This window comes from Prescottella agglutinans (assembly GCF_004011865.1).
Classification (GTDB): domain Bacteria; phylum Actinomycetota; class Actinomycetes; order Mycobacteriales; family Mycobacteriaceae; genus Prescottella; species Prescottella agglutinans.
The window spans coordinates 25,666-39,593 of sequence record NZ_RKLP01000001.1 but is presented as its reverse complement, the minus strand read 5'-3'; the positions used below and the strand labels follow the sequence as shown (position 1 = coordinate 39,593).

At 70.2% G+C, this 13,928-nt stretch carries 10 protein-coding genes; 4 read left to right on the top strand and 6 right to left on the bottom strand.

The window, feature by feature from the left end; all coding sequences use genetic code 11:
* The first annotated feature begins 71 nt into the window (after nucleotides 1–71).
* The 3 genes from EGT67_RS00190 to EGT67_RS00180 all read left to right on the top strand — a co-directional run bounded on the left by EGT67_RS00190 (nucleotide 72) and on the right by EGT67_RS00180 (nucleotide 7,614).
* A complete protein-coding gene (locus EGT67_RS00190; protein WP_127914045.1) occupies nucleotides 72–3,086 on the top strand; it encodes a bifunctional [glutamine synthetase] adenylyltransferase/[glutamine synthetase]-adenylyl-L-tyrosine phosphorylase in 3,015 nt (1,004 codons plus the stop codon).
* A 367-nt stretch (nucleotides 3,087–3,453) separates the two neighbouring features.
* Entirely contained in the window at nucleotides 3,454–6,309 is a 2,856-nt protein-coding gene (locus EGT67_RS00185; protein ID WP_164877447.1) for an AAA family ATPase, read from the top strand.
* 213 nt (nucleotides 6,310–6,522) lie between these two features.
* The gene (locus EGT67_RS00180) at nucleotides 6,523–7,614 is read left to right on the top strand and encodes an RCC1 domain-containing protein (RefSeq protein ID WP_164877446.1); all 1,092 of its coding nucleotides are present in this window, start codon (nucleotides 6,523–6,525) and stop codon (nucleotides 7,612–7,614) included.
* Between the two features lie 72 nt (nucleotides 7,615–7,686).
* Here the strand turns inward: EGT67_RS00180 and EGT67_RS00175 are convergent, their stop codons facing one another.
* From EGT67_RS00175 to EGT67_RS00150, 6 genes are all read right to left on the bottom strand, one after another.
* Nucleotides 7,687–8,379 (bottom strand): hypothetical protein, encoded by a 693-nt coding sequence (locus EGT67_RS00175; protein WP_127914042.1) that lies wholly within the window; start codon nucleotides 8,377–8,379, stop codon nucleotides 7,687–7,689.
* A complete protein-coding gene (locus tag EGT67_RS00170) occupies nucleotides 8,376–9,011 on the bottom strand; it encodes a hypothetical protein (protein ID WP_127914041.1) in 636 nt (211 codons plus the stop codon). The genes EGT67_RS00175 and EGT67_RS00170 overlap by 4 nt, the downstream gene beginning before the upstream one ends.
* Nucleotides 9,008–9,796, bottom strand: a complete 789-nt coding sequence (locus tag EGT67_RS00165; RefSeq protein ID WP_127914040.1) for an ABC transporter ATP-binding protein — start codon at nucleotides 9,794–9,796, stop codon at nucleotides 9,008–9,010. Before EGT67_RS00165 ends, EGT67_RS00170 begins: the two co-directional genes overlap by 4 nt.
* A complete protein-coding gene (locus tag EGT67_RS00160; protein WP_127914039.1) occupies nucleotides 9,789–10,850 on the bottom strand; it encodes a FecCD family ABC transporter permease in 1,062 nt (353 codons plus the stop codon). Before EGT67_RS00160 ends, EGT67_RS00165 begins: the two co-directional genes overlap by 8 nt.
* Nucleotides 10,831–11,988: an ABC transporter substrate-binding protein gene (locus tag EGT67_RS00155; protein ID WP_127914038.1), complete on the bottom strand. Its 1,158-nt coding sequence runs from the start codon at nucleotides 11,986–11,988 to the stop codon at nucleotides 10,831–10,833. The genes EGT67_RS00160 and EGT67_RS00155 overlap by 20 nt, the downstream gene beginning before the upstream one ends.
* A gap of 197 nt (nucleotides 11,989–12,185) precedes the next feature.
* Nucleotides 12,186–12,872 (bottom strand): GntR family transcriptional regulator, encoded by a 687-nt coding sequence (locus EGT67_RS00150; RefSeq protein ID WP_127914037.1) that lies wholly within the window; start codon nucleotides 12,870–12,872, stop codon nucleotides 12,186–12,188.
* A gap of 130 nt (nucleotides 12,873–13,002) precedes the next feature.
* Here EGT67_RS00150 and EGT67_RS00145 point away from each other — a divergent pair, with 130 nt between their 5' ends.
* Nucleotides 13,003–13,902, top strand: a complete 900-nt coding sequence (locus EGT67_RS00145) for a sulfurtransferase (RefSeq protein ID WP_127914036.1) — start codon at nucleotides 13,003–13,005, stop codon at nucleotides 13,900–13,902.
* Nucleotides 13,903–13,928 lie beyond the last annotated feature (26 nt).

Here is a 13,928-nt window from a genome sequence, read left to right as displayed (position 1 = left end):
AGAGGTGACCGCGTGCCCCATCCGGCCAGTCCACGTCCGACACGTGACGACGTCCAGACCGGGGGCGACCGGTGAAGCCCCCGTACGCGAGGTCGGCGGTGCCCGGCGCGGGACGGCTCGGGCTGATCGAGCCGACGGCGCCCGCCGAGCTGGCCGCACTCGGATGGTCGAATCTCGACGGCGTCGAGCTGCTGTGGGCGCTGTCCCGCGCCGCGAACGCCGACCTGGCCCTGCGGACCCTGGCGCGCATGCGGGAGGAACTCGGGGACGCGTGGGCCGAACTCGACGCGGCACTGCGCGCCGACAAGGGGCTGCGGGGCCGGCTCTTCGGGCTGATCGGGGCGTCGAGCGCGTTCGGCGACCATCTGGTCGCCGACCCGGCGTCGTGGAAGCTGCTGGCCGGTGACGTCACGCTGCCGTCGAAGACGGAGCTGACGCGCCGACTCCTGGCGTGTGTCGGGGCCACTCCGGAGACGGGGCCCAACGCCTCGCCGATGCTGCACCGCGCCGCGATCACCGGTCCCGAGGCGGTGGCCGCGCTGCGGAAGTGCTACCGCGACCAGATGATGGTGCTGGCCGCTGTCGATCTCGCGGCCACCGTCGAGAACGAGCCGGTGGTCCCGTATCAGACGGTGGGACACCAACTCTCGGACATGGCCGACGCAGCCCTGACGGCGGCGCTGTCGGTGGGGGTCGCGGCCGTGTGCCCGGACGAGCCGTGCCCCACCCGGATCGCAGTGATCGCGATGGGCAAATGCGGTGCCCGCGAACTCAACTACGTCAGCGACGTCGACGTCGTGTTCGTGGCCGAGCCGTCCAACGCGCTGTCGAGTCGCATCGCCGGCGAGATGATGCGCATCGGGTCGTCGGCGTTCTTCGATGTCGATGCGGCGCTGCGTCCCGAGGGCAAGCGCGGTGAGCTGGTGCGCACGCTCGACTCCCACATCGCGTACTACAAGCGGTGGGCCAAGACGTGGGAGTTCCAGGCGCTGCTCAAGGCGCGGCCGATGACCGGTGATCTGGAGCTGGGTCGGCAGTACGCGGACGCGGTGGGCCCGATGGTGTGGACCGCGTCCGAGCGCGAGGACTTCGTGCCCGAGGTCCAGGCCATGCGCCGCCGGGTCGAGGACTCGGTGCCGCCGGAACTGCGCGAGCGCGAACTGAAGCTGGGGCGCGGCAGCCTGCGCGACGTCGAGTTCGCGGTGCAGTTGCTGCAGTTGGTGCACGGCCGCGCCGACACCTCGCTGCGTGTCAAGAGCACCGTCGACGCGCTCACGGCCCTCGCGGCCGGCGGGTACGTCGGTCGGGACGACGCCGCGAACCTGACGGCGTCGTACGAGTTCCTGCGGCTGCTCGAGCACCGCCTCCAGTTGCAGAAGCTCAAGCGCACCCACACGCTGCCGCCGCCGGAGGACGAGGAGGCGCTGCGCTGGCTCGCCCGCGCCGCCCACATGCGCCCCGACGGCCGCAACGACGCGCTCGGCGTGCTGAACGCGGAGATCAAGCGGAACTCCCACCGGGTGCGGCGCCTGCACGCCAAGCTGTTCTATCGGCCGCTGCTCGAATCGGTGGCACGGATCGACAAGGAGGCGCTGCGGCTCAGCCCGGACGCCGCCGTCCGCCAGCTGGCCGCGCTGGGCTACTCCGCGCCCGAGAACGCCCTCGGCCATCTCACCGCCCTGACGAGCGGCGCGTCGCGCAAGGGCCGTATCCAGGCGCTGCTGCTGCCGACGCTGCTCGAATGGCTCGGTGACACACCGGATCCCGACGCCGGTCTGCTCGCGTACCGCCGGCTCTCCGACGCGCTCGTCGACGCCACCTGGTTCCTGCGTCTGCTGCGCGACGAGGCGGCCGTGGCGCAGCGTCTCATGACCGTGCTCGGCTCGTCGGCCTACATTCCCGACCTGCTGATCAAGGCGCCCGACGTGATCCGGCTCTTCGCCGACGGCCCGTCCGGGCCGCGGCTGCTCGAGCCGCAGCCCGAGGACGTCGCGCGCGGCATCCTCTCGTCGTCGTCCCGGTACGTCGACCCGGTGCGGGCGGTCGGCGCGGCCCGTTCGCTGCGCCGGTACGAACTGGCGCGGGTGGCGAGCGCCGACATCCTCGGCATGCTCGACGTCCCGCAGGTGTGCCGCGCGCTGTCGTCGGTGTGGGCGGCGGTGCTGGGCGCGGCGCTGGCCGCGGTGATCCGGGCGAGCGAGGCGGAGTCGGGCGAGCCCGCACCCGCGACGTTCGCGGTGATCGGCATGGGCCGGCTCGGTGGTGGCGAACTCGGCTACGGCTCCGACGCGGACGTGCTGTTCGTGTGCGAGCCCCGCGAGGGCGTCGACGAGACCCGGGCCGTCAAGTGGGCCAACCTGATCGGCGACCGGGTGCGGACGCTGCTGGGCGCCCCGAGCACCGATCCGCCGCTCGAGGTGGACACCGGCCTGCGCCCGGAGGGGCGCAGCGGCCCGCTGGTGCGGACGCTCACGTCCTACGCGGCGTACTACGCGCAGTGGGCGCAGTCGTGGGAGGTCCAGGCGCTGCTGCGGGCGCACGCCGTCGCGGGCGACGAGGACCTGGGGCTGCGGTTCCTGCACATGATCGACAAGACCCGGTACCCCGAGGGCGGGGTGTCGGAGCAGGCGGTCCGGGAGATTCGACGGATCAAGGCGCGCGTCGACTCCGAGCGTCTGCCGCGCGGCGCCGACCCGGCCACGCACACCAAGCTCGGCCGCGGCGGCCTGGCCGACATCGAGTGGACCGTCCAGCTCATCCAGCTGCGCCACGCGCACGAGGTCCCGTCGCTGCACAACACGTCGACCCTCGAGACGCTGGACGCGATCGGGGCCGCGGAGTTGTTGAGCGAGACCGACATCGAGCTCCTGCGCGATGCGTGGCTCACCGCGACCCAGGCGCGGAACGCCCTGGTCCTCGTCCGGGGCAAGCCCACCGATCAGTTGCCGGGCCCGGGCAAGGTGCTGTCGGCGGTCGCCCAGGTGGCCGGCTGGCCGGGCGGCGACGCGAACGAGTTCCTCGACAACTACCTGCGGGTCACCCGGCGCGCGAAGGCAGTGGTGCAGCGCGTCTTCGGCGGAGAGTGACCGTGCGCTCGGAGGTGTCGGTGGTCGACGTGTACGACGTCGACTGAAGCCGGGCCGAACGCCGAAGGTCCCCCGGAGCGCAGCGAGTTCCGGGGACCCTTCGGTCGCAATCGGCAGGCGGGGTCATCTGCCGAAAAGGCGTCCCGGCGAACTGGTTCCCGCCCTCGGGATCGCCGCCCCCGGGGCGGGGGTGCGGATCGCGAGGACCGACGCGGTGCGAACCCTTCTCGTCGCGGACATGGTCGTCATCAAACCGCAGTCCGCCGTATCTGTCCCCGGTGAAAGTTGCCGGTTTCTCGCCGGGTATCCCGGTGGGATCTACCGGTTCGCCCAGATCGGCGACCGGTTTGCGGATAGCCTGCGAGGCATGGGTAGTGCCTTCGAAGCCTCCCGGATCCCGTCGGCGACACGGCACGAGGCGCGGATCGTCGGCCGGGAACGACACCTTTCCGCCCTGGCGTCCTGCGCGTCGACCGCCCGCACCGGGGAGGGCCGGATCGTGGTGGTTCACGGCGACTCCGGCTACGGAAAGACCGCCCTCGTCCACGCCTTCCTGGCCCGGGAGCGTGACTGGTCGGTGGCCTCCGCGCTGGGCGACGACAGCGACTGCGCCGCCCCGTACGGCGTGCTCGAGCAGCTCGCGGACGATCTGGTGCACGGCGGCGCCGCGTTCATGGTCGATCGTGTCGCGTTGTGGGACAGGGGAATGCGCGGTTGTGCGGACGCCCTGCTGGCGGCGATCGACGAGATCGAGGGCCCGGTCTGCCTCGTGGTCGACGACGCGCAGTGGGTGGACGACGATTCGGCGGGGGTCCTGATGCTCGTGGCGCAGGCCGTCCGGCACCGCCCGGTACTGGTGATCCTCGCGGCCCGTCGTGGCCGATCGCCGTTGCTCAATCGTGCGCGACGGATCGCGGACGACCCGCTGCGCGGAGCGGTCGTACACGTCGATGCGTTGCAGCCGCCGGATGTCCGTGAGCTGGTGGAGGACGTGCTCGACATCGACTACCCGGTGCGGGCGGCCGCGGTGTTGGCCGAGTACACGCGCGGATGCCCTTTGGACATCCTCGCGGCCATCGAGGCGATGGGTGCCGACCCGGCCCGCGCCGGCCAACTCGTGCGGCACGTCCCGAACCTCGTCGATTCGGTCCGTGCTGTCCTGTTGCAGGTCAGCGATGCGTGCCGGCGTGGAATCGAACTGATGGCGGTCCTGGACGCGCCCACCTCCGTCGCCGAACTCGACGCGGCCGCCGCACACCTCGGCGGACCGGTCGACGTGCCGGCGGCACTGCGTGTGGATCTGATCGAACTCGAGAACGTCGAGGGCGTCCTGACGGTCCGACCTCCGCACGTCAGGATCCGCGACGCGGTGCTGGCGTCGATGGGAGGGGACGCGATCCGCGCCGCCCACGCCGCCGTTGCGAAGGTGGCGAGTGGGCACCGCGCACTGGTACACCGAGCCGCGTCGTTCGGCGACGGAAACGAGGACTTCGCAGCGCATCTCGACCGTCAGGCGGCGAATGCGCGCGTCCTGGGCGACCTCGACCGGGCCGTCGAGTACGGGCTGTGGTCCGTGCGGCTGAGCACCGATCCCGGCGCGCAGCGTCGCCGCCTGCTCGCGTGCGCGGCCGGTGCCGTTTCCGGTCGTCACCTGCGCGTGTTCGACGAGCTGGTGGAGGGGATCGAGGCGCTGCCCTCGGAACCGGAGCGGGATCTGCTTCTGGCATATGCGCAGCTCAGGCGTGGCGACACGGACGCGGCGCGCGCCTACTCGGCGGGGGCGCTGGTCGCGGACCTGGGCGGTGCCGCGGAGCCGACGGCGCTCCGGGTCGTCATCACCTGCGAGCTGGCCGCGGCATTGGCTGCGATGGGCGACATGGCGGGGTTGGCGGCGCTGTGTGACGTCCTGGAACGGGACCTGGCGACGATTGCCGCGGAGCGATCCCAGGGCCGGGCGGTCGACGGCGCCGCGATCGATCTCGCAGCCCGCGAGATCGAACTGTTCGCCCTGCGCAGCGCGGTCGGGCACTACACGGAGGGCATCCCTGTGCACGGCTCGCCGGTCGCCGGACTGCTGGCGCAGGTAGCGCCCGAGCGGTACGGGAGTCGGCACGCGATCGCGCTGATCACGCGGGGCACGTTGCTGCACAAGGACGGCCGGTTGCACGCCGCCCTCGACGACCTGACCTGCGGATTGAGCCTGGTCGACGACGACTCGTCCTGGGTGGCGCAGCAGGGGCGGATCGAGTTGGCGATGGTCCAGTTCAGGCTCGGGGACTGGGACGACGCGGAGCGGACCGCGGCCGAGTCCCTGGACGTCGCGCTCGATCTCGGTGATCCGTGGTCGACGGCCCCGGCATACGCGGTTGCGGCGTTGGTGCCGGTCGGGCGGGGGCAACTCGCGATCGCGGAGCGTCGGCTGGGACTGGCGCACACGTCCCTGTCCGGGGCGGGGACGTTGCTGGCGTATCGCGCGATCGCGTTGGCGGAGGTGCTTCTGTCGGTGGCGACCCATCGTCCCGACCGCGCGTTGAGCGCCATGCGAATCCACCGAGTCCACGACGACGTCGGTGATCGGGTCGGAAACTGGGACGCGGCCGAGGCGATCGCGTTGCTCGTTTCGGGCCGGGTGGACGAGGCCCTCGCCATCCTCGAACGCAGCGAAGGCACGAGCGCCGAGCACCTCCTGGTGCGTGGGGCGGCGTCGTTCGTCGTCGGTGAGCGCGCGAGGGGCGCCGGTCAGTTGCGGCGGGCGCTCGCGGCTGTCGATGCCGATTCCTCGGTGATCATCAAGGGTGTGACGTGGCAACGGGTGGGGATGTTCCTCGTGTCGGATGGGGAACCGGAACTCGGCGAGTCGCTGATCCGCCGGGCCCGTGACCTGTACGAACGACTCGGCGCGACGCTGTGGCTCGCCGAGTGCGAAGCCGCTCTGACGTCCGCACTGGACAGGGCGCGCACGCGGGACCGGTCCACCGATCCGAGTGGTCCCGACACGGTCCTCACCGCACGTGAGCGCGAGGTCGCGCAGCTGGTCGGCGAGGGACTGACGAATCGTGAGGTGGCGGAGCAGCTCACGCTCTCGATCCGGACGGTCGACTTCCACCTGCGCAACGTGCTGCACAAGCTCGGGTTCGGGTCACGGCGACAGCTGCGGGGATGGTCGCCGCGGCACCATCGACCCATGCGGCATTCGGATCATGAATTCCTCACCGACAAATAATCATTCGACTCATCTGAAGATGTCTGTGACGCAGTGAATTTCGTGACGATTCGGTCCTGATGTCGATGACTTTTCCGAATGCTCGGTGGCACTGGACTTTTCGATTCCGCTGACAGGCCCGGGATCGTCGGTGTCATCATGGCTGCATTCCCGCCCCTCGGCATCACCGACGGCTCGTGCGGGAATTCGAGTCCGATTGGAGAGGAGAGCTCTGTGAGGATTGGATCGAATCGAAGAGGCCATCCGGCCGGTCTGCGCGTCCGATTGGCGCGGCGGGCGGTGGTCACGCCGCTGCTCGCGATGACCGCGATGACGGGACTGGTGGCGACAGCGGGAGCGGCACCCTCGGGTGTTCCGGTGCTGCCGGGCGGTGTCGCCGTCGGTGCCGGCGACACCGCGTACGGCGCCACCACTCCGCCGGCCCCACCTGCGGGGCAGACCTTTACCGCGGTGTCGACGAACACCTTCCACACGTTGGCGCTGACCTCCGGCGGGCAGGTCGTCGGGTTCGGTCTCGATCAGCTGGGGAGGCTCGACATTCCGGCACTGCCCGAGGGGCAGAAGTACACGGCAGTCTCCGCCGGTGGTTCGGCATCGATCATGCTGACGTCCGCGGGCCGGATCGTCGGTGTCGGCGACGGCGGCTACGGGGAGACCGTCGCGCCGGCACTTCCGGCCGGTCAGACGTACACGGCGATCTCCGCAGGCGGCGGGGGACACACGCTGGCGCTGACGTCGGCGGGCCAGGTGGTCGCGTTCGGCAACAACGCCCAGGGCCAGACCGACGTGCCGCCGCCGCCCGACGGGCAGACGTACACGGCGGTCGCGGCCGGCACGTTCAACTCCATCGCGCTGACCTCGGCGGGTGAGATCGTCGAATGGGGGTCGAAGAACAACGGTGCATCCGCGCCTCCGGCGCCGGCGGGGCAGACGTACACCGCGATCGCGGCCGGTCCGTTCCACGCGCTCGCACTGACCTCCGGCGGCCAGATCGTCGGGTGGGGCTCCGCCGGAAACCTGCAACTCGCCTTCCCGGCGGGGCAGACGTACACCGCGATTTCCGCGGGCACCTTCCACTCCGCTGCGCTCACCTCGACCGGCCAGGTCGTGACCACCGGCCAGAACGACAAGGGGCAGTTGAACATCCCCGCACCGCCGGAGGGGCGGATCTACACGGCGATCGCGGCGGGCGGCGCCAACACGATCGCGATCCACAGCCCGATCCCCGGACCCGACCCGGGAACCGGTTCCCTGGAACAGATCACCGGATCGCTGTCCCAGCTGTTCCCGGGCGCGGGTAGCTGACGAAACGCCGCACCGGAACACGCCGGACCGGTCGTGCACTCGTGTGGACGACCGGTCCTGGTGCCGGTGCCGTCAACTGCCGGTGTTGTCCAGCCAGCGCAGCAGCGCGTACAGGAAGCGGGTCGAGCCCGGCATGAAGTTGTTGCCGTGGTGGTACGTCGGGTCGAGCGTGGTCGCGATGATTCGGCCCGCGGTGGTGACGGTGTCCTCGTAGAGGATCATCCCGGCGTCGCGGAGGTCGCCGCTCTCGTCGGGCTCCTCCGAGACGAGCAACGGGACGACGTCGGCGTCGGTGTGCAGCAGACCGTGGTGGTGCCAGATCACCGACTTCGTCGAAAGGTACTCCCACGCATCGTGTTCGGGGCTGCGGGTGCGGATCAGCGGGTCCTCGCCCTCGAGCCACCACCAGAAGTTGGTGGGCCGCGCCGTCCACGTCACGCCCGGCAGCCACGTGTGCGCGGCGTTCTCACCGAGGACGACGAGCGTCCCGCCGCGCTCGGCGACCGCGAGGATCTGCGGGGTGTGTCGGCGCAGCAGTTCGGGATGCAGGCGGTCGGCGAGGATCACCGTGTCGAACGCGTCGAGGTCGCCGTCCGCGAGATCGGCGAGGTAGACGAACTCGGGCTGGTGCACAATGACCGCCGGATCCTTCGACGTCTGCAGGTGGAAGTGGGATCCGCCGTGCACCAGTGCGAGTCGGCGCCGCGAGCGCGGCGCGCGGTCGGTGCGGGCGAAGGGCTCGACGGTCGGTTCGGTGGCGGTCATGCCTGTGCCTCCTGACGGGCCAGCCACGTCAGCAGCTGGGGGAAGATACGGGCGGAGGTGTTCGGATCCTCCTGGTACACGGCCAGATCGAGGCCGCCGTGGACCAGGACCTCACCCGACCCCAGTGGGTAGACGTAGTCGACCGGTAGCGCGTGCCGACCGATGCGGGTGGTGACGACGGCGTCGTCCGGCAGCTTCTGGCTGTAACCGCGGGCGTAGAACCCGGACACCCCGCGGCGGAAACTGACGTCGGCGGTGTCGGCACCTTCCCACACCGGGTGCGGGTCGCCGGCGATGATCGCGAGGTCCTTGGGGCCCGAGTACTGCAGCTTGCGCCACTGGCCCAGCCCCGGCAGGAAGTCGGTGAGCGGATGGCCCATGACCGCGACCCGGCCGCCGGCGGTGACGAAGTCCGTGAGCAGAACGCGGCGGCGTTCGAGGAAGATCTGGTCGCAGTTGCCGTTGACCAGCAGGCCGCGGACGCCGTCGAGGGCGAGGCGGTCGAGGTCGTAGAGATCGACGGGCCGGACCCGCTTGCCGGCGGCGGTGCCGCCGGACATTCCGGTGTTCGATCCCATCACCAGGTGCAGGACCGGTGGAAGTGACTGCGGCGCAGTCGTGTCGAGAGTCATCGTGAGGCCTTCTGGAGAGTGTCCGCGGCCGGGGTGGCGGCCGCGAAGGTGTCGTAGCGGGTGTAGAGGACGGTGCGCGGTCCGCCGCGGTCGTCGACGGTCGCGCTCACCACCTCGATGCCGTACAGCTCGGTGAGCATGTCGTCGGTGACCAGTTCGGTGACGGCCCCGATCCGGATGTCCTCGGGCGAGCGCATCACGATCGCGCGCCCACCCAGGTGCAGCGCGTGATCCGGGTGGTGGGTGGTGAGCAGGACGCCCATGCCGTCCGCGGCCAGATCGCGCAGCAGTTCGAGTACCCGCGCCTGGTTGCGCAGGTCCAGTGCCGAGACGGGTTCGTCGAGGATCATGAACTCGGCGTCCGAGGCCAGCGCCCGCGCGATGAGCACGAGTTGGCGCTGGCCGCCGGACAGTTCGGCGAAGCTGCGGGCGGCGAGATCGGTGATGCCGACCCGGTCGAGGACCGCGCGGGTGCGGGCGATGTCGGCTCGGCCGGGTGTCGCGAAGGCCGACACCTTCTTCGCCCGTCCCATGAGGACCATGTCGAACACCGAGTACGCGAAACTCGACAGGCCGGCCTGCGGGACGTAGCCGATCGCGGTGTCCCGCTCGACGCGCCCCTCGCGTAGCGGGGTCAGCCCGGCGATGCACCGAAGCAGTGTCGTCTTGCCCTGGCCGTTGGGGCCGAGGATCGACGTGATGCCACTGTCGATGCGCAGGTTCGCGTGCCGGAACACCCAGTCGCGGCGCGGGTAGTGGAAGCCCGCATCGTGGATCTCAAGCATCGATGAAAGCCTGTCTACGCGAATTCCGAAGGAGCAGAACGAACACGGGGGCACCGATGATCGCGGTGAGGATGCCGAGCGGGATCTCTCCGGCACTGACGGTGCGCGAGAGCGTGTCGATGATCGTCAGGTACGCGGCGCCGAGCACGACCGTCGTCGGCATCGAGATCCGGTGATCCGGGCCCACCCACAGTCGGGCGATGTGCGGGACCACCAGGCCCACCCAACCGATCACGCCGGACACGGCGACCGCGCCGGCGGTCATCAGCGCCACCATCGTCAGCAGCACGGCCCGCAGCCGTCCCGGATTCACCCCGAGCGAGGCGGCGTCGTCGTCGCCGAGCGAGAGGATGTTGATCCGCCAGCGCAGTCCGATGACGACGGCGGAACCGGCGAGGATCGGGACCGCCGCGATCGCGACCTTCGCCATGTCCGCGGTGGCCAGGGATCCCATGAGCCAGAACACGATCGACGGCAGCGTCGTGTACGGGTCGGCGACGTACGTGATGAACGACACGAGCGCCGAGAAGAAGGCGCTGGTGACCACGCCGCCCAGCACGATCATGAGGATCGCGCCGCCCGACCGACTCCGGCCGATCAGCAGCACCAGGCCCAGCGCGGCAAGGCCGAACAGGAACGCGCCCCCGACGAGGAATGTCGACCCCAGCCCGAACATCAGTGCCAGCACCCCGCCGAACGACGCGCCCGAGGAGACACCCAGGATCTGCGGGCTCACCAGCGGGTTGCGGAACGCGGCCTGCAGCGCGGCACCGCCGAGGGCCAGGCCGCCGCCGACGAGCATCCCCAGCAGCACCCGTGGAAGCCGCACGCCCAGAACGACGTTGGACTCGGCGTCGGTCCACGTGCGGGGGAGTGCGATGACCTCGTTGATCAGGATGCGGGCGACCTCGTTGACCGGGACCGTGTAGCGGCCCACCGACAGCGAGATCAGCCCGACCGCGACGATCCCGACGGTGAGGACCACCGGCACCAGAATGCGCGACGACCGCCGCGGCCGCTGCTCGGTGGCCGCCTCAAGCACGGAAGGCGTCATAGCCGGTGCTGCCCCCGTTGGTCGGCATGTGCAGGATGCGGTCGATGTCCGCGTCGGTGACGTCGTACGCGTACAGCGTGCGGTACGTCTCCCGGATGCGCTGGCGCAGTTCGTGCTTCGCGTCGGGGAAGAACACCGAGTTGACCCACAGCCACATCAGGTTCGACTCGTTGCACGGCGGATCCCACGAGAAACCGCCGATCGGGGCCTTGTAGACCCGCTTGTTCTTCACCGCCGACAGCGAGGCCCACTTCGGGTCGGCGTAGACGTCGGCGGGGGTGGTCGGCTCGAAGTTGCCGAGGATCAGGATCTCCGGATCCCAGCCGAGCACCTGCTCGCGGGTGACACCCAGGCTCGATCCGCTGCCGGCGCCCGACGCGACGTTCCTGCCGCCTGCGAGCTTGATCCAGAAGTCCATGTAGCTGTTGTCGGCGCCGACCTTGATCTCGGGTGCGTTGTAGAGGTACATCGCGCGTGGGGCGGTGGAAGCGTGCGCGGCGGCGGTCTTCTCGACCAGCGCGCGGTCGGCGGCCATGGTCGCGAGGACTGCGTCGGCCTCGGCCTTCTTGTCGAGGAGATCGCCGAAGATCCGGATCCAGGTCTCGAGATCCTCTTGCGTGCCGTATTTCAGCAGCAGCACCTTCAGGCGCGCGTTGCGCAGCGGCGCGACGATGTCGTCGCCCTTGTCGCCCCACTGGATCACGACGTCCGGGTTCAGGCTCAGGATGTGCTCGACGTTCGGGACGAAGTCGTTGCCCGCCACCACCGGGGTGTCGAGGAACTCCGGGAACATCGTGCCGAGCATTCCCTTCGAGGCCATGGAGATCGCGACCTGGTTGACGCCGACGTTGCGCGCGGTGGACTGGTCGGAGCCGATGATCATCGACGGCACCGGGATGATCGCCGACGCGATCCGCCCGACGGGGGTGTCGAAGTTGACGGTCTTCCCGTACTGGTCGACGACGGAGATCGGGCCACCGGCAGCGGTGGTCGCGGCGGCGTCGGACACCGCCGCGCGGCTCGAGCACGCGGTGATGCCGAGCGCGCCGAGGGCGAGCGCCGCGACACCCATCGAACGCACGAGGTCGCGACGCGTCAGCTGAGCGAGGGGAGTGGGGGCGTGGGGAGGGGTGGGCATCGAGGCTCCGGAGCAGAAGGACGGTGACGCGGTGCGCCGTTCGAGCGCCGCCGCGTCCAGCCGCGGGTGGATGGTTAGGTGAGCATACAATAACTAAAGTAAGGCTTACCTACGGCCTGTTTGTCCGGTTCTGGACACGAAGAAGCCCGCGCGCTCGGTGCGCGCGGGCTCGGTGGCGTCGATGCCGTCGGGGGCGGTCAGCCGTTCGCGAACAGGCGGATCCGCTGCTCCCGGCTGTGCTCGAGGTGGGTGCGCATGTGCTCGCGGGCGGCCCGCTCGTCCCGGGCGCGCAGGGCCTCGAGGATCAGTTCGTGCTCGGAGTTCAGCAGGTCCGGCTCGCCGTAGTTCGACGGCGGGCCGCTGTCGTAGATCCGCAACTGCGTGGTGAGCCGCACCAGCAACGTCATGATCGTGGTGTTGTGCGCCGCCTGCCACAGTGCCTCGTGGAAGCGGAAGTTGTCCGTGCGGGCCGCGTCGTCGTCGTCAGTGTGGCAGCAGGAGTCGTGCAGTCGCTCGAGGCGGGCCATGTCGAGATCGGTGTGCCGGAGCGCGGCGGCGCCGGCCGCCTCGGACTCGAGGGCCACGCGCGCCGCGTAGATCTCGATGACGTCCTCCGCGGTACCGGACCGCACGCGGAAGCCCCGTGCGGCGCGCTCGAGGAGTCCGTCGTGGGCGAGCCAGTTCAGCGCCTCGCGGATGGGGGTGCGGGAGGCGCCGTACGTCTCGCTCAGTTGCGTCTCGTGCAGCGCGGCGCCGCGCGGGAACTTGCCGTCCAGGATGTCGGCGCGCAGGCGCAGGTACTGCTTGGACGTCTGATCGGAGCGTCCCGAACTGCCCGAAGGCAGCAGCACGCCCAGGTCTGCCAGGTCGTCCTCGCGCGTCATCGCTGTCCCATCTGTCGGTTCCAATGTCGGACCAGCTGATTATGCCATCGGTGACGGTCGAATACTTGCGTATACGCAAGTCGTCGTTTACGTTCTTGTCGTCGAACGTCGTACGACCGTCATTTCGAGGATGTGTGAGTTGAGTACCGCCGAACAGTCGCTGATCCAGGCCGAGGAACTCGCCCGGTTGCTGGGGCGGGAATCGCTCGTGGTCCTCGACGTCACCGTGGACCTCGCCAAGGCGCGCTTCGACGGCGACTATCGCCCGGAATCGGGCGCGGTCCCGTGGCGCGCGGCGCACGTGCCCGGTTCGCGGCACGTCGACCTGCTGACCAGCTTCTCTGAGTCCGCGACCGGCCTGCACTTCAGTCGACCGTCAATCGATCGGATGGCAGAAGAGCTTGCCGCGCTGGGTATCTCGGCCGAATCGGACATCGTCGTCTACGACCGCGGATCGATGACGTGGGCGTCGCGATTCTGGTGGCTGCTGCGCAGCGTCGGCGTCGACGCCCGGGTGCTCGACGGCGGGTTCGGCCGCTGGGAGGCGCTGGGTCTGCCCGTCGACACCGGCGACGACGTGCCCCCGACGCCGGCAGGGGACAGGTCGCTGGTCCGCGACTACCGGCCGATGTGGGTGGACCGCGACGAGGTGCTCGCCATCAGTGAGGGACGGGCACCCGGCACGCTCGTGTGCGCGCTGGCGCCCGAACAGTTCAGCGGTGCGGAGCAGACTCGCTACTCGCGCCGCGGGCACATCCCGGGCAGCCGGAACCTGTCCGCCAAGAGCCTGCTCGACGACCACGGGCGCCTGCGCGAGGTCGTCGAGGTGGGCGCGTTGGCGGACGACGCACTCGCCGGGACGGCGAATCCGGTGGTGCTCTACTGCGGCGGCGGCGTCTCGGCATGCCTGACCGCGCTCGGCCTCGTGCTTGCCGGCCACACCCACATCAGCGTCTACGACGGATCCCTCGAAGAATGGACGGCCGATCCGTCGCTGCCCCTCGTGACCCTGCCGGGCGGTGAACAGTGACCCGATGTCGCCGGTCCTGAACCGCC

Coding starts and splice junctions, on each gene's coding strand:
- EGT67_RS00185 (WP_164877447.1), top strand. CDS start 3,454: ATGGGTAGTGCCTTCGAAGCCTCCCGGATCCCGTCGGCGACACGGCAC.
- EGT67_RS00175 (WP_127914042.1), bottom strand. CDS start 8,379: ATGACCGCCACCGAACCGACCGTCGAGCCCTTCGCCCGCACCGACCGC.
- EGT67_RS00170 (WP_127914041.1), bottom strand. CDS start 9,011: ATGACTCTCGACACGACTGCGCCGCAGTCACTTCCACCGGTCCTGCAC.
- EGT67_RS00165 (WP_127914040.1), bottom strand. CDS start 9,796: ATGCTTGAGATCCACGATGCGGGCTTCCACTACCCGCGCCGCGACTGG.
- EGT67_RS00160 (WP_127914039.1), bottom strand. CDS start 10,850: ATGACGCCTTCCGTGCTTGAGGCGGCCACCGAGCAGCGGCCGCGGCGG.
- EGT67_RS00155 (WP_127914038.1), bottom strand. CDS start 11,988: ATGCCCACCCCTCCCCACGCCCCCACTCCCCTCGCTCAGCTGACGCGT.
- EGT67_RS00150 (WP_127914037.1), bottom strand. CDS start 12,872: ATGACGCGCGAGGACGACCTGGCAGACCTGGGCGTGCTGCTGCCTTCG.
- EGT67_RS00145 (WP_127914036.1), top strand. CDS start 13,003: ATGTGTGAGTTGAGTACCGCCGAACAGTCGCTGATCCAGGCCGAGGAA.